This is a genomic window from Actinopolyspora sabaoui (assembly GCF_051225635.1).
GTDB lineage: Bacteria > Actinomycetota > Actinomycetes > Mycobacteriales > Pseudonocardiaceae > Actinopolyspora.
Genome location: NZ_JBMIHH010000002.1, coordinates 381515 through 401112, shown reverse-complemented (window position 1 = coordinate 401112; position 19598 = coordinate 381515). Strand labels below are relative to the sequence as shown.

At 67.3% G+C, this 19598-nt stretch carries 22 protein-coding genes; 14 read left to right on the top strand and 8 right to left on the bottom strand.

Features of this window, described 5'->3' with window-relative positions; all coding sequences use genetic code 11:
* Positions 1-294: 294 nt before the first annotated feature.
* The 3 genes from ACOQFL_RS04360 to ACOQFL_RS04350 all read right to left on the bottom strand — a co-directional run bounded on the left by ACOQFL_RS04360 (position 295) and on the right by ACOQFL_RS04350 (position 1023).
* Positions 295-483, bottom strand: a complete 189-nt coding sequence (locus tag ACOQFL_RS04360; RefSeq protein WP_435542767.1) for a hypothetical protein — start codon at positions 481-483, stop codon at positions 295-297.
* 76 nt (positions 484-559) lie between these two features.
* The gene (locus tag ACOQFL_RS04355; protein WP_435542766.1) at positions 560-808 is read right to left on the bottom strand and encodes a hypothetical protein; all 249 of its coding nucleotides are present in this window, start codon (positions 806-808) and stop codon (positions 560-562) included.
* The gene (locus ACOQFL_RS04350) at positions 805-1023 is read right to left on the bottom strand and encodes a hypothetical protein (RefSeq protein WP_435542765.1); all 219 of its coding nucleotides are present in this window, start codon (positions 1021-1023) and stop codon (positions 805-807) included. Before ACOQFL_RS04350 ends, ACOQFL_RS04355 begins: the two co-directional genes overlap by 4 nt.
* A gap of 127 nt (positions 1024-1150) precedes the next feature.
* On the opposite strand from ACOQFL_RS04350, the gene ACOQFL_RS04345 reads away from it, so the two are divergent.
* Positions 1151-2014, top strand: coding sequence for a helix-turn-helix domain-containing protein (locus tag ACOQFL_RS04345; RefSeq protein WP_435542764.1), 864 nt, complete (start codon positions 1151-1153; stop codon positions 2012-2014).
* Positions 1998-2189 (top strand): DUF397 domain-containing protein, encoded by a 192-nt coding sequence (locus ACOQFL_RS04340; protein WP_435542763.1) that lies wholly within the window; start codon positions 1998-2000, stop codon positions 2187-2189. Before ACOQFL_RS04345 ends, ACOQFL_RS04340 begins: the two co-directional genes overlap by 17 nt.
* Before the next feature lie 459 nt (positions 2190-2648).
* Here ACOQFL_RS04340 and ACOQFL_RS04335 read toward each other — a convergent pair whose 3' ends face one another.
* Complete coding sequence (locus ACOQFL_RS04335) at positions 2649-4337, bottom strand: radical SAM protein (RefSeq protein ID WP_435542926.1); 1689 nt, start codon at positions 4335-4337, stop codon at positions 2649-2651.
* A gap of 764 nt (positions 4338-5101) precedes the next feature.
* Here ACOQFL_RS04335 and ACOQFL_RS04330 point away from each other — a divergent pair.
* The 8 genes from ACOQFL_RS04330 to ACOQFL_RS04295 all read left to right on the top strand — a co-directional run bounded on the left by ACOQFL_RS04330 (position 5102) and on the right by ACOQFL_RS04295 (position 12034).
* Complete coding sequence (locus tag ACOQFL_RS04330) at positions 5102-6295, top strand: NsdA family TPR-like regulatory protein (RefSeq protein WP_435542762.1); 1194 nt, start codon at positions 5102-5104, stop codon at positions 6293-6295.
* Positions 6292-6765, top strand: coding sequence for a hypothetical protein (locus ACOQFL_RS04325; RefSeq protein WP_435542761.1), 474 nt, complete (start codon positions 6292-6294; stop codon positions 6763-6765). The genes ACOQFL_RS04330 and ACOQFL_RS04325 overlap by 4 nt, the downstream gene beginning before the upstream one ends.
* A gap of 617 nt (positions 6766-7382) precedes the next feature.
* A complete protein-coding gene (locus tag ACOQFL_RS04320; RefSeq protein WP_435542760.1) occupies positions 7383-8699 on the top strand; it encodes an MFS transporter in 1317 nt (438 codons plus the stop codon).
* Between the two features lie 192 nt (positions 8700-8891).
* Positions 8892-9500: a DUF3558 family protein gene (locus ACOQFL_RS04315; RefSeq protein WP_435542759.1), complete on the top strand. Its 609-nt coding sequence runs from the start codon at positions 8892-8894 to the stop codon at positions 9498-9500.
* Positions 9501-9638: 138 nt separating this feature from the next.
* Positions 9639-9968, top strand: coding sequence for a hypothetical protein (locus ACOQFL_RS04310; RefSeq protein WP_435542758.1), 330 nt, complete (start codon positions 9639-9641; stop codon positions 9966-9968).
* A 132-nt stretch (positions 9969-10100) separates the two neighbouring features.
* Positions 10101-11063 carry a WXG100 family type VII secretion target gene (locus ACOQFL_RS04305; protein WP_435542757.1) on the top strand — a complete coding sequence of 321 codons (963 nt, stop codon included), beginning with the start codon at positions 10101-10103 and terminating at the stop codon, positions 11061-11063.
* Positions 11064-11112: 49 nt separating this feature from the next.
* Complete coding sequence (locus ACOQFL_RS04300) at positions 11113-11547, top strand: hypothetical protein (protein ID WP_435542756.1); 435 nt, start codon at positions 11113-11115, stop codon at positions 11545-11547.
* A gap of 10 nt (positions 11548-11557) precedes the next feature.
* Positions 11558-12034 carry a hypothetical protein gene (locus ACOQFL_RS04295; protein ID WP_435542755.1) on the top strand — a complete coding sequence of 159 codons (477 nt, stop codon included), beginning with the start codon at positions 11558-11560 and terminating at the stop codon, positions 12032-12034.
* 140 nt (positions 12035-12174) lie between these two features.
* On the opposite strand, the gene ACOQFL_RS04290 is transcribed toward ACOQFL_RS04295, so the two are convergent.
* Together ACOQFL_RS04290 and menE are read right to left on the bottom strand one after the other, a co-directional pair.
* Entirely contained in the window at positions 12175-13047 is an 873-nt protein-coding gene (locus tag ACOQFL_RS04290; protein WP_435542754.1) for a 1,4-dihydroxy-2-naphthoate polyprenyltransferase, read from the bottom strand.
* Between the two features lie 112 nt (positions 13048-13159).
* Complete coding sequence (gene menE / locus ACOQFL_RS04285) at positions 13160-14404, bottom strand: o-succinylbenzoate--CoA ligase (protein ID WP_435542753.1); 1245 nt, start codon at positions 14402-14404, stop codon at positions 13160-13162.
* A 202-nt stretch (positions 14405-14606) separates the two neighbouring features.
* Here menE and menD point away from each other — a divergent pair, with 202 nt between their 5' ends.
* Positions 14607-16346, top strand: coding sequence for a 2-succinyl-5-enolpyruvyl-6-hydroxy-3-cyclohexene-1-carboxylic-acid synthase (gene menD / locus ACOQFL_RS04280; RefSeq protein WP_435542752.1), 1740 nt, complete (start codon positions 14607-14609; stop codon positions 16344-16346).
* Positions 16347-16432: 86 nt separating this feature from the next.
* Here menD and ACOQFL_RS04275 read toward each other — a convergent pair whose 3' ends face one another.
* Positions 16433-16600, bottom strand: coding sequence for a hypothetical protein (locus ACOQFL_RS04275; protein ID WP_435542751.1), 168 nt, complete (start codon positions 16598-16600; stop codon positions 16433-16435).
* A 147-nt stretch (positions 16601-16747) separates the two neighbouring features.
* On the opposite strand from ACOQFL_RS04275, the gene ACOQFL_RS04270 reads away from it, so the two are divergent.
* Positions 16748-17038 (top strand): hypothetical protein, encoded by a 291-nt coding sequence (locus ACOQFL_RS04270; protein WP_435542750.1) that lies wholly within the window; start codon positions 16748-16750, stop codon positions 17036-17038.
* A 35-nt stretch (positions 17039-17073) separates the two neighbouring features.
* Here ACOQFL_RS04270 and ACOQFL_RS04265 read toward each other — a convergent pair whose 3' ends face one another.
* A complete protein-coding gene (locus tag ACOQFL_RS04265) occupies positions 17074-17319 on the bottom strand; it encodes a hypothetical protein (protein ID WP_435542749.1) in 246 nt (81 codons plus the stop codon).
* A gap of 289 nt (positions 17320-17608) precedes the next feature.
* Here ACOQFL_RS04265 and ACOQFL_RS04260 point away from each other — a divergent pair, with 289 nt between their 5' ends.
* Together ACOQFL_RS04260 and ACOQFL_RS04255 are read left to right on the top strand one after the other, a co-directional pair.
* Positions 17609-19129, top strand: a complete 1521-nt coding sequence (locus ACOQFL_RS04260) for a M1 family metallopeptidase (RefSeq protein ID WP_435542748.1) — start codon at positions 17609-17611, stop codon at positions 19127-19129.
* Positions 19130-19360: 231 nt separating this feature from the next.
* Positions 19361-19561 (top strand): PqqD family peptide modification chaperone, encoded by a 201-nt coding sequence (locus ACOQFL_RS04255; protein ID WP_435542747.1) that lies wholly within the window; start codon positions 19361-19363, stop codon positions 19559-19561.
* Positions 19562-19598: the final 37 nt, after the last annotated feature.

The window sequence follows — 19598 nt, the reverse complement described above, 5'->3', positions numbered from 1 at the left end:
TCACCGGCGCGCGGCGCCGTTTCCGGCCCGGTTCCCCGCGTACGGGGAGCTCCGTGTTCGGCTGTTGTCATTCCGGTTGTCCTTTCCGCGTCGCTGGGTAGTTTCGGGAAGTCGTTGGGTCGTTGTGGGGAGTCGCTGGGTCGTTCCGGGAGTCGTTGTCGTTCCGGCGGTCGGGGCGCGTGGTTTTCGCGCCTGGTTGGGAACCGCCCGGCCGGGACGGGGAAGGGGAGCAGCCCGGCCGGGCGGCGGACGGTCCGACTCCGGAGGTCGGGGCTCACGGGGCCGGACCGTGGTTCACAGGGCGCGTAAGCCGGTGAGGATGCGGGCGAGCAGTTGCGGGTCCGGTGGGGCGAGAGTTGTCGGCGTGTTGGTCTCGGCGGCCCGCCGGGGTAAGTGGGTATTGCCGGGGCGGCGCTTCACGAGCGCGGGTAGTGGCAGCGTGCCGCGCCAGCGGGACCAGCGCCCCGTCCTGATCACGGGCATGATCTCCGTGGGAGCCGCGTCGGCCCGGAGTTGCGCTGGCGGGGGCGCAGTGGGCAGCGCTTCCGCGGGCGGGGCCTCAGGCATCCGATTCGTTCGCGTCGTCGGTGGGAGTGCTGTCGCCGGGGAGCTCGCCGGTGGGTAGCTCGCCGCTCGGCAGCGAGGTGGCGTGCTGGCGCAGTGCGGCGGCGAGTTCGTCGAGCACGGTGGCGGTGTCGCGGCACTGCGTCGCGGTGTAGCGCCGCCCGCCGATCTCGAAGGCGGCGTCGCTGAGCATCCACTCGCCGCGCCGCAGTAGGACGGACAGCTGGGTGTGCGGATGGCTCATGACCGCTCGCCCGCCTGGATCGCGACGTCGAGCACGTCCCGCAGCAGTTTCGCCTGCTCGACCGTCCACTCGGTCCGGTTGTAAACGGTCGGCGTGTCGATCCGGATAACCCTCGGCGTCCACTGTGACCGCCAGATCAGCAGCGATGACGAGCCCGACTCGTCCCGACACCGCACCCGGATGCCCGGGTGCGACACGTCGTAGGTGTGTGGCATCGGTGTTACCTCTTCTGTCCATCCATTCCATCGTTACGCGAAACAGATTGCCGCTAATGGAAACATTATTGCAATTCCCCAAACGGGGGATAGTACGCAGTACACACAAGCGGTTAATGTTTGTTTCATGCGGCGAAACAGTGGAGGAACACCGAAAGCGCGCGCTCTCGGTGCGGAGCTACGCGAAGTTAGAAGCAACGCAGGTTACAGCTTGCGGGATCTGGCCAGAGAACTCGAAGTGAGTCACGTGCGGCTTCAGCGTTATGAATCCGGTGAAACAGTTCCCGCGTCAGAATTCGTCGCCGCCTACGTGACAACGCTGAGCGCGCCCGCACAGACGCGAGAACGCCTCACGAACATGGCTCGCGACGCGGACAAGCTCGACTGGCTGTCGACCGCCACTTCAGGTGCGCGTAAAGAGCTGACCACACTGATCGAGTTCGAGCGCAGCGCGAGTCACATTACCGAAGTCGCTACCGGTGTGATTCCCGGTTTGTTGCAGACTTCGGATTACGCACGGGCCGTCATGCAACATCTCCCGCTCGACGAAATCGAAACGATGGTGCTGATGCGCGTCGGTCGCCGCGAGATCCTCACGAAGCCGAAGTCGCCACACCTGACGTGTTTCATCTCCGAAGCGGCTTTGCTTGAGACCATCGGCGGTCACGCTGTAATGGCCGAACAGCTTCGACATGCCGTGAAGATGAGCGAGTGGGACAACGTCGATGTTCGGGTGGTTCGTATCGGAGCGACCGCGCTGCACCCGGCACACATGGGATCGTTCATCCTGTTCGAGTTCCCGAAAGCCACTCCGATCGTGCACATGGAGCAGTACCACTCATCGGTGTCCCTGCACAATCCGGGCACCGCAAAGGCCTATCAGGACGCGGTTACTAGCCTGCACGAAGTGGCGATGAGCCCCGAGGCGTCGGCAGAGTTCATCGCCAACTGTGCAGATGAAAAGGAGAACGACATTGACGATACACCCTGAAGGTTGGCGGAAATCGAGCCGCTCAGGACAACGTACGAGCTGCGTTGAGGTCGGTCGTACTGCGGACGGCGCGGCGGTGCGCGACACCAAGGACCGCTCGGCCGGATACTTCACCACTACCGATTCCCAGTGGTCGGCGTTCATCGACGCGGTGAAGGCCGAGAAGTTCGACTGAGTCCGCGGTGAGAAGCCCAGCGCCTCCGGATCCGCTCCGGAGGCGCTTTTCGCGTGAGGTCAGCCCGTTCGAGCCGCTGTCGACGTGGCCTCGTAGTCTATGCCCCGGACTGCTAACCCTCGCCTGCGCGGGGCCTATCAACGTGGCACGGCGGCCCATCTTGTCCATCGAGGTCTATCCCCGCGTGCGCGGGGCCTATACGCGGCCCCGCGGTGCTCGCCGAGGGACTCGGGGTCTATCCCCGCGTGCGCGGGGCCTATACGATCCCGCGTGAGCCGAGGTGCGAGTAGAGGGGTCTATCCCCGCGTGCGCGGGGCCTATACTCACTGCGCTGGGATTCTAGCGGTGCGAACGCGCTGTGAGAACCACTTCGTGCTGTCCTCCGGTCGGCTGCTTGGGGCGACGAGCTTCGGGGCGTTCCGCGCCAGGAACGACATACGCTCGTGCTCCTGGGTGGCCCTACTGGTTCACGTCGGCGTCCACAGTGAACTCCAGGTGGCTGATCGAACCGATGTCGATCCCGTACCGAGCATAGATCTTGGTCGTGTTCTCGCCGGTGAGGTCTTGCTCGGCGTACCCGAGCCGGTCGGCGACAGCTAGTACCGCCGATGTGCTGTCGGCCTCGATCTCGGCATACGGCGGTATGTGCGGCCACGAATCGACGGTGACCTCGGCACCGTCGAGTTCGAACCGTACCCGCGTGTTCTCCTGGTATGCCTTCGGGCGGTATCCCAGCTTGTCGAGCAGGATGTTGGTCGTTTCGAAGTCCGAGACCGCGACCTCGGTTTCGGTGGTGCCGCCTATGCCGTCGTCAGCTATCTCCTTGATCGTGAGCGTGGTCTCGGTACCCGTGTCGCGCAGGCGAACCCATCGCGATTGATCTCCGACGACGATGTCGTAGACGTAGCGACGTTGCCATGCCTTGTCGATCCTGCGTCCGCCGAGCCCGACGACGCGGCGTTCGAACTCGTCCGGATCGATCTCCAGTATCTTCGCCTCGTGCTCGATCGCCATAACGTGATGATCCCTTCGTTGCTGTGAGGAGTGCGGCGTGCTCCGAGTCGGGGAGGTAGCGTGCTGAACGAGCCGGGCGTACTCCGCTTCGCGGAACCGTACGACCTCGGTGGCGAGCTCCCCCGATAGGAACTCGTCAAGAGGTTGACACAGGTCCATCCGTTGGATGCAGACGCCGATCATCCATCGACCGTCGCGAGCTCGGTACAGGCGCAAGCCGTAGAAGCCCTCCTGACAGTCGGTGCCGTTGTTGAACCAGCACCCGGCGCACGTGTCCGGCAAGCGTGTGGGGCGCAGCCGCTTGAACGAGATGTGCCTACCGTCAGCCATGCGGTACTCGGTCCGTGCACCGGAGACGCCTGCCGCGACATGGTTCGCGACGGCGACCGCGCCTCGCTCGGCGAGGACACGCTCGATCGCGTCGACTGAGGCCGCCCCGTGATCAAGGCTGTTCAACAGGCGAACCGAGATCGCTGCCGAGTACTCGTCGAGCAACCGGTGGACCCGTTCGACGTGCGTGTGGTCGAGCACGACGATGTTCGCTTGTGCTCCGATGCCGTGTCGTTCGCAAGCCGCGATGGAAGCACGCAGCGCCGCGAGCTTCTTCTCGGCCCGTGCAGTGTCCTGAAACCGCCTGCTCTGCACCTGAGCGAGCTCAGCCGCAGTGGTGCCGAACACCGAGAAGTTCACGTGATCGAGCCCAGCACGAGAGCAGGGGCCGAGCACCTCGGTGCCGTTCTCGCCGTTCGAGGTCATGCGTACTCGATACCCGGCGCCGCGAGCGAGGCGTACGAGCTCTGCCAACCGGGGGTGCAGGGTGGGTTCGCCTCCCGTGATGTGCAACTCGCTCAGTCCGAGCTTACGCAGCGCACGAAGGGCATGTTGGTATTCCTCGGTCGGTTCAACTGTCGTGGGCAAGAAATTCGCCCCATTGCTCGCCGCATAGATGGACATACGCCCCGACTTGCCCGTTGTGACGAATTCTCCCGCCGCTCGGCGCCGATTGTCAGCCACCACCGGCGTGCCCTCGTTGTGGCAAAACGTGCACGTCATCCCGCACGCGTCCACAACCTTGACTCGCAAAGTCGCATCCTTGTTCACATAGGTCGGAACGTTCGCGGCAAGATCCGACATCATTCGATCTCCCGAGTTGATTACAGCCCGTGGGGTGGAGTGGAGCAGGTCGAGTAGGTCGGACTTCGGCGTTACCGGTGCAGCAACGTCTCCTGATCAATTGGGCAGCCGGTACAGCACTCGTAACGGACGGGAGGAATACCGAACAACAGGAAGGCGAGGCAGCCGCACTCGGCGATAACCACTTCGCGGCCCTCGTAGAGCCGAATCATCGGCTGTTCAGGTACTTCATGCCGAACGAACTCTCCTCGAAGGCCTACCGCGTATACGCGTGCACCGTCCTCGGTCCGAGTCTTCGGAGGCGTGGTCCGCCCGCAGCGTTCGTGTGATGGCGCTGCGTGCGGGTGTTCGTACGTGAACCCCGGATGCGCTTCGGCGTGTCGCCCCCAGAAGAGTCTCGTAGTGCGCCGCGTTCGGCGCGGAGCCCGCTGCTCGCGTACGAACGGACGTTTCGCTGCTGCACGGGTCGCTCGCACGCTCGCGGTTGCGGCGGGCAGTGCGATCGATACGGGTCTCCGCATGGGTCCGACCTCTCCCTCGTTTCGGCAGTGACACGACGAGCCTCCGTCGTTGGGACCCGGGACGGGAGGGAGCGAGGTTGGGAGTGCAAGGGGAGAGTTCTGGGAGAGTTGAATTTCTCCGCTGGTAGTCGGTCCGTTACTGTCAGACACGGACTGATCGGAGGAGAAGGTGTGCCGGAGCCCAACGAAGCCCTACGCGTGGCACGGCAACGCCTTGGGTCGCCGTCATCACCAGGTCAGCCGATGACCCGCCAGGAACTGGCCGAAGCCGTGAATGCCCAGACCTACCGGCTGACGGAGAAGATCACCGAGGTCGACGCCAACCACATCGGCAAGTGGGAGCGCGGTGTCATCCGCTGGCCTGCCGCTCACTACCGGCAAGCGCTACGGCACATCCTGAATGCCGACTCAGACCTCGAACTCGGGTTCAGGAGAAGTGGCAACGGGTGTACCACTGAGAACGTGGACAGAAGGACCTACCTCGGAACGACCCTCGGGCTTGGAGTCGGCGTAGCGCTGGCACGAACTCGCGGTATCGGTGGGACGGGTGATTCGAGGGAGGGACTCGTCACGTCGATCGCGGCACCGACCGAGTCTTATCGGCGCATGGAAGCGTCGGTCTCTTCGCAGCACCTCGCGCCCGCCGCTGAAGGACATCTGCGGTTGGTGAAGCAAGTCGTTCGGGACAAGCTGCCCGACGCGCGGGGCTTCGCCGCTCTGAGCGAGGTCGCCGGTTTTTCGGCGTGGCTCGCGGCTGATCGAGGCGATACGGTCCTCGCACGTGCGCGATACCAGGAGAGCATCCGATTCGCCGAGTCAGCGAGGAATCCTCTGTTGGTGTCCTACATGATTGGAAGCCTGGGACACTTCGCCGTCGAGATCGGTGACCCGCACCAGGGTGTGCGACTGCTCGACAAGGCGGCTCGTCAGCTCGACAACAGTAGCCCGGTCGCCGCCCGAGCATGGCTCGCATCCTTGCGTGCGGTCGCCTTCGGCGCGCTACGAGATCGAGCGGCGATGACCGAAGCGCTCACGACTGCGGAAAGACTCGCTGATCGACCTCCCGGCGAGGCCCGATGGCCGTGGGTGTTCGCTTTCACGTCGGCGAAGGTGGCTCGCTATCAGTCCAGCGCGCTGGCGAAATTCGGTGACCTCTCGGCGGCGAGGAGTGTCTACGCTGCCGCCGTCCCGGACATGACGGCTCCCAAAGCCCAGGCGCTCGCGAAGACCGAGCATGCGTTACTACTGGCACGGACAGCCCATCAGGACGAAGCCGCCGAACTCGGCTTGGAAGCGCTGCGGGTCGGCAAGCGGTACGGCTCCGAGCGGATCGTGTCGAACGTCCGGAGGTTGCGGTCCGAGCTGCCGGAGCGCAGCCGTGAGGTCGAGGATCTCGATCGGATGTTGACCCAGCTCTACGACGAGGACCAGTGGTGACGAAGCTAGCTATCACGGGACACCGGGGTCTTCCCGGCGATACGGAACAACTCGTGGACATCGCGCTCCGCGAGGAGATAGCGGCTACCCCCGAGGTCGTCGGGCTGAGTTGTCTCGCGGACGGTGCCGACAGCCTCTTCGCCCGGGCTGTGCTCGATCATGGGGGAGAGCTCGTTGTCATCGTGCCTGCCGCGCAGTATCGGGAGGGGCTTCCCGCAGAGCATCACCCGACGTACGACGCTCTCATGTCACGTGCTTCGGACGTGGTGCGGCTCAACCACGTGGAATCGACCTCGCGGTCCCATATGGACGCCAGTCTCGAAATGATCGACCGAGCCGACCGACTGATCGCGGTGTGGGACGGTGAACCGGCACGCGGCTACGGTGGCACCGCTGACATCGTGACGGCGGCGGAAGATCGTGAACTGCCGGCCACCGTGATCTGGCCGGAGGGCGCCCGCCGCGACTGATCCCGGGCATACTCGGCTGGACCAGCGTGGTCTATTCCCGCGTGCGCGGGGCCTATGGTGTTCGCGGTCGCGTCCTGGCGGAGCCGGAGGGTCCATCCCCGCGTGCGCGGGGCCTATGCCCCGCCGGGCCGCCGGGGCGGGCCCCCCTTTGGTCCATCCCCGCGTGCGCGGGGCCTATGCGCTGCAGAAGATCCAGCCGCTGCTGCAGCGGGGTCCATCCCCGCGTGCGCGGGGCCTATACTCACTGCGCTGGGATTCTGGCGGCGTGAACGCGCTGTGAGAACCACTTCGTTCCGTCCTCCTCCGGCGTTCCGCTCATGACGACGAGGCTCAATCGCTCGTTCTCGCGAGCCACCCTCCCGTCGTCGCGTACGGCCATTGTGGACCGTGCTGTGTCGATTCGGCTCCAAGCCCCGGACGAGTTCTCTCCCGCTCTTCGGTGGAGCCTTTCTCACGTCGATCCCCTTCGTCCCTTTTCAAGATCGAGTTCCGCCGACCTCTTGTGATTGCCGCGCTTCGCCGTTAACGTTCCCAAAACTTACAGCGTTAGTTATCTGCGCCACACCCACCTGTCCGTGCGAGTCCCCGTAAGCTTCGACACGAAGGGTGCATACCAAATGGTCGGTACGTCCCAGCCGAACTCCCGAAAAGTGGCCTTCGCCAGCCTCATCGGCACCACCATCGAGTGGTACGACTTCTTCATCTACGGCACCGCCGCCGCGCTGGTGTTCAACAAGCTGTTCTTCCCCGAGCTCGACTCGATGGTCGGTGCGATCGCCTCCTTCGCCACCTTCGCCGTCGGCTTCATCGCGCGTCCACTGGGCGGCGTCGTGTTCTCCCACTTCGGCGACCGGCTCGGGCGCAAACCGATGCTGATCTGGTCGTTGATGCTGATGGGCGTCGCCACGCTGCTCATCGGACTGCTGCCCACCTACGAGACTATCGGTGCCTGGGCGCCGCTGCTGCTGGTCGCACTGCGCTTCGCGCAGGGAATCGGCGTCGGCGGCGAATGGGGCGGCGCCGCACTGATGGCCGTCGAGCACGCCCCCGAGAACCGCCGCGGCTTCTACGGCTCCTGGCCGCAGGTCGGCGTACCCGCCGGACTGCTGCTGGGTAACCTCACCTTCTCGGCGATCTCGGCCAGTGTCGGCAACGAGCAGTTCTTCGCCTGGGGCTGGCGGATTCCCTTCCTGCTCAGCGCGGTACTGATCGTGGCAGGCCTGGTCATCCGCATCACGATCAGTGAGAGCCCGGTGTTCGAACAGGTGATGAACACCAAGGAGAAGGCGAAGATGCCGGTGCTGGAGGCGCTGCGCTCGCACCCGAAGACGATCCTGCTGGCGACCGGCATGTTCCTGGGCACGCACGCCACCTTCTACATCACCAGCACCTGGATGGTCTTCTACACCACGCAGGAGGGGCTCTTCGAGCGAACCACGGTGCTCAACGCGAACTCGCTGCTGAGTTTCGTCGACATACCGCTGATGCTGCTGTTCGGGCTGCTGTCCGACTTCTTCGGCAGGCGCAGGATGGTGCTCGGCGGCATGGGCGTGATGGCGCTGATCGCCGTGCCCTACTTCATGCTTGTCGGCACTGGCTCGATAATGCTGTACCTGCTGGGCGGCATGGTGATGCAGCTGTGCCGGACCGCGGTCTACGGACCGCAGTCCGCCTACTTCTCCGAGCTGTTCTCCACCCGGCTGCGCTACAGCGGTATCTCGGTGAGCTACCAGCTCGCGTCCATCCTCGGCGGCGGCATCGCGCCGATGATCTGCACCTGGTTGTACGGCACCACGGGTTCGGCGATGTCCATCGCGGTGTACGTGATCGTGCTCGCGGTGATCTCGTTCGGCTCGGCTTATCTGCTGACCGAGACCTACAAACGTGACCTCACCGCCGACGAGTCGGTCACCACCCCGGCCGGGGAGCGCTAGGACGTTCGGTTTCCGATGTGGACACCGTGGGCGCCCAGGCTCGTTCGTCGCCGGGGCGCCCTCGGCGTGCACAACCGTCAATTTCTCGCGAAATCGCCGCCGCGCCCAGGCGTGGCAGCGCTGTCGGCGTCAATTTCCCAAGAAATCGCGCAGGCGCCGCGTAGTGTGACGATCTAGGGCATCCTGGGGAGCATGTCTTGTGCTTCTGGCGTCGGCTCCCGGTTCGGGCGCACCGGGATTTCCCGCGTTACGGCCTGCGCGGGTGCGCTGCTGGTATTCCTGAGCGGCTGCGGCGGTGGCGGCGGCACCGATACCGATTCCACCGGCACCGGGCGAACGTCGACATCGGCGCCGTCGTCCTCCGCGACCACCCCCACCTCCACCACTCCCACGGAGCAGCGCGACAAGCTGGCCGAACTCTCCGCCGAGCGGATGTGCTCGCTGGTCGAGCCCGCCGAGCTGCGTGAGCCCGCGTTCGCGGTGGGCAACGGCAAGCCGGAGGAGGTCAGTTTCGATCCCCCGGTGCGCGGCTGCCGCTTCCCCGCCAAGCAGGAGGCCGAGTCCGACGACTCGGTGCTCCTCGCCGCCCAGCCCGACGGTCTCGACCAGCTCGGTAGTGAACGGATCTCCGAGTTTCCCGTCGCGGCCAGCAGAACCTCCTACGCCAACGACTGCACCGTCTACTCCGACGTCACGGGAGCCACCCTGCAGGTCGTGGTCAGCGACCAGGAGTCCGGCGCCGAACAGTGCGAGGCCGCCAAGCGGATCTCGCGTCTGGTGTTGGAGTCCGTGGCGCACTGAGCGGAAAGCTCGCTCCGCCACCGAATCGAAAAGCCGGTTTTCCCCGGAACCGTCAACCGCCCGGCTGCGTCACAGTCGTGGTCCGAACGCGTGAGACGCGTCCGGCCACGTTCGGAATGGCTCTGCAGAGGGGAAACGGTGTCGGAGAGAGTCGAAGCCGTACCGTCGCGGCTCCGCGAGTACGGCGGTCTGTTGCGTCGCAACGCCGAGTCGTTCAACGGTATCGAGCGCTACGCCAACGAGACCGCCTCGGACACCAGCGGTTTCACCGGCGTCATGGCGACCCTGATTCCGGTGGTGCAGGGGGCCACCGCGCTCTATTCCGAAACCCTGCGACTGGCACACGCCAAGCTGCTCCGGGTCAGGGAAGAGCTGGACAACACGGCCGCCGATTACGAAGAACGTGAACGAGAGATCGAACAGCTGCTCAGCAGCATAGCGACCGCCTTGAGCGGAATGCGGCCCTGAGCGCTCGGTGCCGGAACGATCGACAGCACCGGATAACCGCATGGTGCCGGGCTCCGGAACGAGAGTCCGAGGGAAAAACGTGAGGCGAGTACCGGTGCGAATCAGTACGGGAACGGTTTCCCAGGGGGACGAATGGCATTCGCCGATGTGGACGATCCGATCGCGAAGCTCGAAGCTGAGACGGGCAAGGCGGACTCGGAGACCCTGAAATCGGCCATCGAGGGAGCGAGCTGGCAGGTCCAGGGCATCAACTGGATCTACGAGCAGGTGACGGGGCAGAACCTCGTCGAGTCCTTGATCTCGCCCATAACCGGTGACTTCGCCAAGATCGAGCAGAACGCCAAGGCGTGGAGCGACATCGGGGAGTCACTGCGTGCCGTGCGGCGCAACCTCAACCACGGTGTCAGCGATCTGCGGGAGAGCTGGGACGGGGCGGCGGCCGCGGCCTTCGAGTCCATGATGGTCGGTGGTTGGACGGTCGCGCTCGAAGCCGACGCCGCGATGGCCGAGCTGGTGAGCACGGCTTTCACCAAGGCGGCCGATACCTCGAAGATGCTCTGCTCGAAGATCCTGGAGCTGATCACCAAGCTCGTGAACCGGCTGATCCAGGCGGCTTGCACGGCCTGGATACCTGTCGGGGGCTGGGCGAACGCGGTTCGCATCGTGATCCGGTGCCTCGACATCGTGTTCATGATCATGGACATGATCCAGGCGATCATCCGGATGTACCAGGGCGTGAAGCAGGTGGTCGAGGGAGTCGAATCCACCGGTACCTCGCTCGCCAAGATCCAGGAGGTCGCCAGTGGTGATGGTCCACGCAGTACCGGCGACGCCGTCAATGCCGCGCTGGACCGGACACGTGAGCTCACCGGGGCCGTGTCCGGAGTGACGGACGGGGTCAACCAGGTGCGGGAAGGCGCGACGCGAGTGCGCAGCGGTGCCTCCGACGTGCGCCAGAGCGCGTCGGACATGCGCGGGGGTGAAAGTACCGGCCCACAGGACGGTCCGGGCCAGCAGGACGGTCTGGGCCAGCACGGCGGGACGGGCTCGCAGGACGGTTCGGGCCGTCGCACGAGCATGTCGGGAAAGCTGTGACGCCGGGAGCCCACCAACCCGTCTAAACCGGCGAATCCGAGGTGAGGACTTGCAGGACTGGAAAACACAGCGGATCCGCGACGCCGAGGCCGCGCTCGACGAGGCCTTGGTCGAAGCGGAGCGCGTCGCGGCGCGCGCCGACGAGCTGAACAACGAGCTACCGGAAGCGGAACTGTCCGAGGAGCAGACCGAACAGATCGAACAGCTCGTACGGCGGGGTGAGGCACCTCCCGAGATCGCCGAGTTGCAGCGGCGCATCGACGAGGGGGAGCTGAGCTGGCAGGAAGTGACCAGCGGTCGGGCGATGGCGGACGAGGGGGTGCAGCGCGCCTTCGAAGCGGGTGTACCCGCCATGCGGCAGGTCAAGGAGATGCTCGACGAGGGGCACGAGGCCACCGAGATAATCGCCAACGATCCGAACCGTGCCCCGGAACAGGACGACGAGGAACCGCCTGATTCGTTCCTGCAGCGCGGTAATTGGTGAGTGAGGACGGATGTTACGGAAAGCAGTGTTGTACCTGGCGATCGGCTGGGTCGTGCTCATGGTCGCCGGGTTCGGGGTGCTCTACGGAACCTCGATGCTGAATGCCACCACGTTGCACTCCAACAAACACGAGGGTGGGGTCGAGGCGGACGAGTACCGCTGGAGCGGGGAGACCATCGCGCTCTCCGACAACCTCCGGAAGAACGGCTGGGCCAGTTGCCATGTCGTTCCCGACAGCGGCGAAGAGCGCGACATCCGAAGCCCGCGCGAGGACGCCACGGTCTCCTACCGGCAGTACCAGCCGTGGTTCTCCGGTACCGCCACGGTGACCTGCGGCGAACGGGCCACCATCCGGTCGGGTAGCTCGCTGGCGATGTACAAACTGGCGACCTCGCGGCTGGTGCAGCTCGGAGCCGCGGCGCTCGCCGCGATCCCGCTGGTGCTCGCGCTGGTCTGGTACTACGGGCTGGTGCGGATCCGAAGGTGACGGCCTTCGGTGAGGCTCCGGACCCTGCGGCGGGATTCGGGAGTGGCGTCGTCCGCGTGGGCGGCGCCCACCGCGTCGTTCGACCCGGTACCGGTCCCGTCGCCCCTGACGTCGGCACTCCGCGACCGAAGGGCCACCCCTTAACCGATGGCCAGCCCCACCGCGGTCGCCACCGCCCACAGCAGCATCGCCAGCCCGGTGTCGCGCAGCACCGGAAGCAGGCTCAGTCCGGTGTCGCCGCGCGTAACCCGCCGTATCGGTGAGATCACCAACGCCAGCGCGACGAAACCGAGCAGCGCGGGAGTGATTCGCAGCCCGGTCAGCGTCGTGATCAGGAACGGCGCCAGCACCAGGGTCACGTACAGCGTCCGGGTGTCCCGGTCGCCGAGCAGCACCGCCAGCGTGCGCTTGCCGCTCTGCCGGTCGGTGGGGATGTCCCGCAGGTTGTTGGCCACCAGCACCGCGCTGGAGAACGCCCCCATCGCGACGGCCGCGCCGATCCCCGAACCGTTGATGCTGTCGGCCTGCACGTACATCGTGCCGAGCACGGCGGCGGGTCCGAAGAAGCAGAAGACCGCCAGCTCCCCCCAGCCCGCGTAGCCGTAGGGCCGCTTGCCGCCGGTGTAGAACCAGGCTCCCGCGATGCTGACCGCCCCCAGCAACAGCAGCCACCAGTGGCCGCTCAGGTAGAGCACCGCGAGTCCCGCGATCGCGGCGATGCCGAAGCAGCCCAGCGCCACCGCCAGCACGCTGCCCGGACGCGCCGAGCCCGACCCCACGAGCCGCTGCGGGCCGGTCCGAACCTCGTCGGTGCCGCGGATGCCGTCCGAGTAGTCATTGGCGAAGTTGACCCCCGTGATCAGGGCCAGCGCCACCACCAGCGACAACAACGCCAACGGCAGGTCGAATCCGGCTGCTCCGGCAGCGGTGGCGCTGCCCGCGATCACAGGGGCCACGGCGTTCGGCCAGGTCCGGACCCGAACCCCCTCCACCCATTCAGCGACTGAGGCCATGCCGTAATCCTCGCGCACCGGTGATTCGTGCTCTCGCCCCAGGGCGTTCCGCCCGATCTCGGCCACCGAGCGGTGACGGTGCGCGACACGGCGCGCACGCGAGGGGGAACGGTCAGCCGAACATCTCCAGCAGCGCCCGCCTGTCGGGTTTGCCCGGTCCCCGCAGCGGCAGCTCGTCGAGCATCACGAACCGCTTCGGTGCCGCCGCCGCGCCGAGCCGCTGCCGAACCCGCGTGCGCAGCTTCCACTCGTCCGGCACGCCGCGCTCGGGAACCACGGCCGCCAGCACTGCCTGGCCCCATTCGGGATCCGGCCCGCCGAGCACGCACGCCTCCCGGACGTCGGGGTGCTCGGTCAGCGCGCGTTCCACCGCCGCGGGCACCACCTTGACGGCGCCGGTGACGATCATGTCGTCGGCCCTGCCCAGTACTTCGAGGGTTCCGTCGCGCCACTGGCCGACATCGCCGGTGCGGAACCAGCCCGCCTCGAACGCCGCCCTCTCGGCGGTGCGTCCTGCGTCGAAGGTGTGACCTGCGTCGGAGGAGTGGCGGTTCTCGGGGGCGCGGCGATAACCACGCGCCAGCGTCGGCCCGGACAGGCTGATCCGGCCCGGCTCCGGGGAGTCGACGTGAACCCCGACACCGGGCAGCGGGATGCCGTCGTAGACACAGCCGCCCGCCGTCTCGCTCATGCCGTAGGTGGTGACCACGTTCACCCCGGCCTCGCGTGCCCGCTCCAGCAGGTCCGGCGCCGCCGCCGCGCCGCCGAGCAGCACCGCGTCGAAGGCACGCAGCGCCCGGAGCCCGCGCGGCTCGCTCGCCGCGTCGAGCAGTCGCCCCAACTGGGTGGGCACCAGCGCGGTGTAGTGCCGGTGTTGCGTTCGCAACAGCGGTTCGGCCGCGTCGGCGAACGCCTCGGCGGTGAAGCCCCCGCGCGTGTCCACCGCTTCCGTGGTGTGCCCCGCCACGATCGAGCGGATCAGCACCTGGATTCCCGCGACGTGCTGGGCGGGCATCGCCAGCAACCACTGCCCGGGGCCGCCGAGATGCTCGTGGGTGGCCAGGGCCGAACTCCGCAGCGCGGACGCCGGCAGCAGGACCCCCTTGGGCGTGCCGGTCGAGCCGGAGGTCGCGATCACCAGGCTCGTGGGATCCGACTCCGAGTCCTCGTGCTCGGCCAGTGGTTCCCCGGCGCCGAGCGCAACGGCCTTTTCTCCTGCGGCGGGATCGTCCGCCGCCAGCGGCAGCAGCGCAGGGCCGGTCCCGTCCAGCGCGGTCCGCAGCTCCGCGATCACTGCCCTCAGCTCGCCCGGATCCCGGGGAATCGTCAGGGCGCGAAGTTCTCTGGCGCTGCTCATGGCCACCATTGTCCGCCCGGTGGGGCAGTGTGTTCCGCTGTCCCCGCCCGCGGCGCGCCCGGTGCCGAGCCGACCGCGTCGAGGTCCGCCGTGCCACGCCGTCCGGACCGCCGAGCGGCCGAACCTGCGAAAGTCGAGGTGAGGCGGGTCTGTAGAGTGACGCGCAGTCCATCGCAGCTCTCCCGGACACCGGGGTGATCCATTGAATCCCGCTACGGCCCAGGCCGAGGTGATCGTCGACGAGCTGGTGCGCAACGGGATGCGCCACGCCGTGCTCTCCCCGGGGTCGCGAAACGCCGCGTTGGCTTTCGCGCTGCACCGCGCGGCCGAGCGACGGCGTCTCGCGCTGCACGTGCGGATCGACGAGCGCAGCGCGGGGTTCCTCGCCCTCGGCATCGCCGCCGCGACGGGCGAACCGGTGGCCGTGGTCTGCACCTCCGGCACCGCCGCGACCAATCTGCACCCGGCCGTGACCGAGGCGGGTCACGCCGGGGTGCCGCTGCTCGTGCTCACCGCCGACCGACCGCCCGAACTGCGCGCGGCCGGAGCCAACCAGACCATCGACCAGCACGGGCTCTACGGCACCTCGGTGCGATGGTTCGAGGAACTGGCGGTCGCCGAGAACCGTCCAGGGCAGCACGCCTACTGGCGCGGTCAGACCTGCCGTGCCGTGCACGCGGCGCTCGGGGGTGTTCGCCCGGCCGCGCCGGTGCACCTCAACCTGCCGTTCCGGGAACCACTCGTGCCCGACGAACCACTCGTGCCCGACGAACCGGCCGCTGCCGTCCCGACCGGCTCGGACGACGAGCCGGCGTCCGGCCCAGCGGAGTGGTGCGAATCCCTCGCCGGGCGCCCCGACGGACGCCCCTGGACCGAGTTCGTGACGGCGCCACACGAACCCGCCCGCTACACGCCCAGCTCGCCGTACGGGCTGGTGCTGCTCGCCGAGGACAGTGGGGAGCACGACCTCGACTGGGCGAGGCGACTCGGCTGGCCGGTGCTCGCCGAGACCGGCGGCGTGGGACACGGTGGGGAGACGCTGCTGCCCACCGGGATGTGGCTGCTGGAGACGGCCGAGTTCCTCCGCGTCAACCGCCCCGACCAGGTCGTCTGCGTCGGCAGGCCCACGGTGTTCCGGCAGGTGCAGCGGCTGCTGGCCGACCGCGAGGTGGAGACCGTCCTGCTGCACGACCAGCCGGAATCCTGGCCCGCACCCGCGCACGACGTCTCGCTGCTCGCCGACTCGGTGGACCCCTCGGCGGTGACCCCTGACCCGACGTGGTTGGAGGCGTGGTCGGCGGCCGACCACAAGGCGGGTGAGGAGCTGTCCGCCGCGCTGGACCGGGAGTCCCGCTCGCACGGCCCCGTGGTCGCCGCCCGAGTGCTCGACGAACTTCCGGCCGACTCGACGCTGGTCGTGGGGTCCTCGAATCCCACGCGCGACGTGGCGCTGTCCGCAAGGGCACGCCCCGACGTGCGGGTGCACCGCAACCGGGGTGTGGCGGGCATCGACGGCACGGTCTCCACGGCGCTCGGCGTGGCCCTGGCCCGCGGGACACCCACCTACGCGCTGTTGGGCGATCTGACCTTCCTGCACGACGCCAACGGCTTGTTGCTCGGGCCGTACGAACAGCGCCCGGATCTGACGATCGTGGTGTGCAACGACGACGGCGGCGGGATCTTCGGGCTGCTGGAGCAGGGACGCTCGGAGTACGCCGAGACGTTCGAGCGGGTCTTCGGCACCCCGCACGGCACCGATCTGGCCGCGCTGTGCGCGGCGCACGGGGTGCCGCACCGGTTGGTGGACGACGGCGAGGACCTCGGTGAGGCGCTGCGCTACCGCCCGGGGCCGCGCGTCGTCGAGGTCCGCACCGCGCGGGAGGGGCTGCGGGAGCTGCACCAACGGCTGTCCGAAGCCGTCACATCCGCCGTGCTCGGCTGAGCGGAGCCGAGATCAGCGAATCAGTCGGACCTCCACGCCGGTAGCCAGATCCTTCCAAGCCCGAACAGCGGTGACGGCCGGGACGTTCAACCGGGTCGCGACGGCCGGACACGCGCTGTTCTCGAGACCTCGACAGCGGCGGCCGCACGGCGGTCGGCCAGCAGTTCGGCCACGGTGGAGACTTTGGCGTCCCGGACCGCTGCCGTGTCCCGTCGGATTCGTTCGATCAGATGAGTACGGATTTCGATGCGCACGCGTCCGGTGTTACCGAATTCGACGGCGGCTCGTGCGGACACCCCTCGTGTCGGACCGGTGACGGTGCGAGACTGTCTGATCACGGGCCGCCGTGCCGCCGAACGCACGCGGCGCCGTTCCGTCGGAACCCGACCACGGGAGCAGCGATGACCCGGTTGTACACCGCCGAGGAGATCACCGACCAGCACTACGAACCGATCGTCGACCAGGAGCGGGCGACCGTCGGCTACGAGGTTTTCGTCGCCGGGGATCACCTCGGCAGCGTCGTGTACAACGTCGATCCGGCCGGGTGGATCGCCTACACCACTTACACCGACGTGCCGATCCCGCACCGGCGCGGCCCGATCGCGGGCACCAGTGTCGAGGCCGTGCTCGACCTGTTGCAGCACCTGCGCGATCACGACCACATCGGACCGGCCATGCCCGAGAGGGAGTGACGGTTCCTCGTGCGGCCCCGGTGCCGCGAAAAATGTCACTCGTCAGTGTGGTCGTGGCGTGTTTCCCGTGCCGGATTCGTCTCCGACGCGCGATCCCGCACCGCTGATTCGATCCGCAGTCCCGTACCCACCACGCAGAGCATGAGGGCCACGACGTAAGGGCCGCCCGAGGTGTGACTACCCGTCGACAGCTGTATCGCGGTGATGATTCCGGCCGCGAGCAGGGCGGTGCTCCCGATCGGACGGACGCTCGGGGCGGCTCCCCGGGTGCTGTTCGACATGCCCGCATTGTGCGTCCGAGCCTTCGGGGATCGACAGGATCCGCCCCACAGCTCGGGATTCGGGCGGTGCCCGCCACTCGCCGATGCGGGGCGTCCCGGGGCGGGCCGTCCCGATGCGGGACGGTTCCCGGTTATCGCCGTGCTCCCGGTAAATCCCGTGATCACCACGTACTGGTCACCGATCGGGTGCTGGCAATAGAGTCAGCCCGCTGATCCGGCCCGATATCGCTTCGTATGCGTATGATCACTGGTTGTGTTCCGAATCCGGCACCGTGTTAGGAGTTGTCACTTGTTGCGGAGACGAGCGCTGCGCACCGCCGTCGCCACCTGCGCCGCGACGGCGGTTCTCGCGACCCCCGCCCTGGCGGGAACCGCTGGTGCGGGTGCACCAGGCGTCGGCGATTCGTACTACCCGGAAGCGGGTAACGGTGGCTACGACGTGTCCCACTACGACATCCGGCTGCGCTACCAACCCAAGAACGACCTGCTGCGCGGCACCACGACCATCGTGGCCGAGCCGACCGAGGACCTGAGTTCGTTCAACCTGGACTTCGCGCTGCGGATACGGTCCGTGCGGGTCAACGGGGCGCCCGCGCGGGTCGAGCGGCAGGGCGCCACCGAGGTGACCGTCACGCCGAAGCGAGCACTGCGCGAGGGAAGCCTGGCCACGTTCGTGGTCAGCTATGCCGACAAGCCCTCCACGGTGAAGGTGGACGGTCAGACCCCCTGGAAGCGCACCGAGAACGGGGCCGTCGCGGTCGGACAGCCGCTGATCTCCGAGTGGTGGTTCCCCGGCAGCGACCACCCTTCGGACAAGGCATCCTTCGACATCTCGGTGGCCGTGCCGAACGGAACCGAGGTGCTGTCCAACGGCAGGATGACCGCTCGTAGTCGCCAGGGCGATTGGACCCGCTGGAACTGGCGCATGCCCAGCCCCAGCGCCACCTACCTCGCGTTCCTGGCCATCGGGCAGTACGACGTACACGGCAAGCAGGGTGCCTTCGACCAGCCGATGATCACCGCCTACGCCGACGGGCTGGGTGATCTCAAGGGGCCCGCCGAGGCCAGTCTGGAACGCACCCCGGAGATCCTGGACTTCCTCTCGGGAATCGTCGGGCCGTATCCGTTCGAGACCCAGGGGGGTGTGGTCCCCGCCGAAGGGCTCGGTTTCGCGCTGGAGAACCAGACCAGGCCCGTTTACAGCCCGAACTTCTTCCGGATCGGTTCCAACACCTCGGTGGTCACCCACGAGCTCGCGCACCAGTGGTTCGGTGACTCGGTGGCCGTGGCGGACTGGTCGAGCATCTGGCTCAACGAGGGATTCGCGAGTTACGCCGAGTGGCTGTGGGCCGAGCACCAGGGCAACGGAACGGCCCAGGAGCTGTTCGACCACTACTACTCCTCCTACCCGGCCGGCTCGCCGTTCTGGCAGGTCACGCCGGGTGACCCCGGCAAGGAGGACCTGTTCCACGCCTCGGTCTACAACCGGGGCGCCATGACGCTGCACGCGTTGCGGAACCGGATCGGCGACGCGAAGATGCTGCGCACCGTGCGGACCTGGTTCGAGCGGAACCGGGGCGGCAACGCCACCGTCTCGGAGTTCGTCGAGCACGCCGAGCGCGTCTCCGGACAGCAGCTGGACGGCTTCTTCGACAAGTGGCTGTTCAGCAAGGGTAAACCGCGGGTGGGCAGCGAGACCGGAGTCTCGCGGACCGCCGCCGCGCGGCCCGCGGACGCGCCCGCGCCGAAGGCGGTCGAGCAGCTGAACCACACTCACGAGTTGCTGGCCAGGACGCACAATCACGGCTGAATTGGCCGGTCCCGTAACCGTCCCCGTTCGCCCGGTGCGAGCGGGGACGGTTTTTCGTGTCGCTCGACGTCCGCGCGAGTCGTACCTTCGCGTGAATTCCGGTGCGGCGGCTTTGCGCGAATCGGCTGTCCCGCTAGCGTTCGAGTGGAAGCACCTGGTCGGTCCGGTGTGGAGTCCAGGATTCGCGGAGCCGCATCGTCGGCCAGGCGCGCTCGTGGAGGTCCGAAGAGGATGTTGTTGCACGACGAGACGTCCGGACAGCTCAACACGACCGGAGCCCGGGTGCTGCGCGATCTGCTCAACGGGGAGGACCCCGATCGGGTGGCCGAGAAACTGGTCATCGCCTACCGGGCGGATCCCCGCGCGGCGGCCGACGACGTGAACGCGGTGCTGCGGAAACTACGCGAGGCGTGCCTCGCCGAGCACGAGTGAACACCTTCCGGAAGGGAGTTCGGGATTCGCCGACCGT

Excerpts from the sequence above, each read along its gene's own strand:
- ACOQFL_RS04360 (WP_435542767.1), bottom strand. The coding sequence starts at position 483 with ATGCCCGTGATCAGGACGGGGCGCTGGTCCCGCTGGCGCGGCACGCTG.
- ACOQFL_RS04355 (WP_435542766.1), bottom strand. The coding sequence starts at position 808 with ATGAGCCATCCGCACACCCAGCTGTCCGTCCTACTGCGGCGCGGCGAG.
- ACOQFL_RS04350 (WP_435542765.1), bottom strand. The coding sequence starts at position 1,023 with ATGCCACACACCTACGACGTGTCGCACCCGGGCATCCGGGTGCGGTGT.
- ACOQFL_RS04345 (WP_435542764.1), top strand. The coding sequence starts at position 1,151 with ATGCGGCGAAACAGTGGAGGAACACCGAAAGCGCGCGCTCTCGGTGCG.
- ACOQFL_RS04335 (WP_435542926.1), bottom strand. The coding sequence starts at position 4,337 with ATGTCGGATCTTGCCGCGAACGTTCCGACCTATGTGAACAAGGATGCG.
- ACOQFL_RS04330 (WP_435542762.1), top strand. The coding sequence starts at position 5,102 with ATGACCCGCCAGGAACTGGCCGAAGCCGTGAATGCCCAGACCTACCGG.
- ACOQFL_RS04320 (WP_435542760.1), top strand. The coding sequence starts at position 7,383 with ATGGTCGGTACGTCCCAGCCGAACTCCCGAAAAGTGGCCTTCGCCAGC.
- ACOQFL_RS04315 (WP_435542759.1), top strand. The coding sequence starts at position 8,892 with ATGTCTTGTGCTTCTGGCGTCGGCTCCCGGTTCGGGCGCACCGGGATT.
- ACOQFL_RS04305 (WP_435542757.1), top strand. The coding sequence starts at position 10,101 with ATGGCATTCGCCGATGTGGACGATCCGATCGCGAAGCTCGAAGCTGAG.
- ACOQFL_RS04295 (WP_435542755.1), top strand. The coding sequence starts at position 11,558 with ATGTTACGGAAAGCAGTGTTGTACCTGGCGATCGGCTGGGTCGTGCTC.
- ACOQFL_RS04290 (WP_435542754.1), bottom strand. The coding sequence starts at position 13,047 with ATGGCCTCAGTCGCTGAATGGGTGGAGGGGGTTCGGGTCCGGACCTGG.
- menE (WP_435542753.1), bottom strand. The coding sequence starts at position 14,404 with ATGAGCAGCGCCAGAGAACTTCGCGCCCTGACGATTCCCCGGGATCCG.
- ACOQFL_RS04270 (WP_435542750.1), top strand. The coding sequence starts at position 16,748 with ATGACCCGGTTGTACACCGCCGAGGAGATCACCGACCAGCACTACGAA.
- ACOQFL_RS04265 (WP_435542749.1), bottom strand. The coding sequence starts at position 17,319 with ATGTCGAACAGCACCCGGGGAGCCGCCCCGAGCGTCCGTCCGATCGGG.
- ACOQFL_RS04255 (WP_435542747.1), top strand. The coding sequence starts at position 19,361 with ATGTTGTTGCACGACGAGACGTCCGGACAGCTCAACACGACCGGAGCC.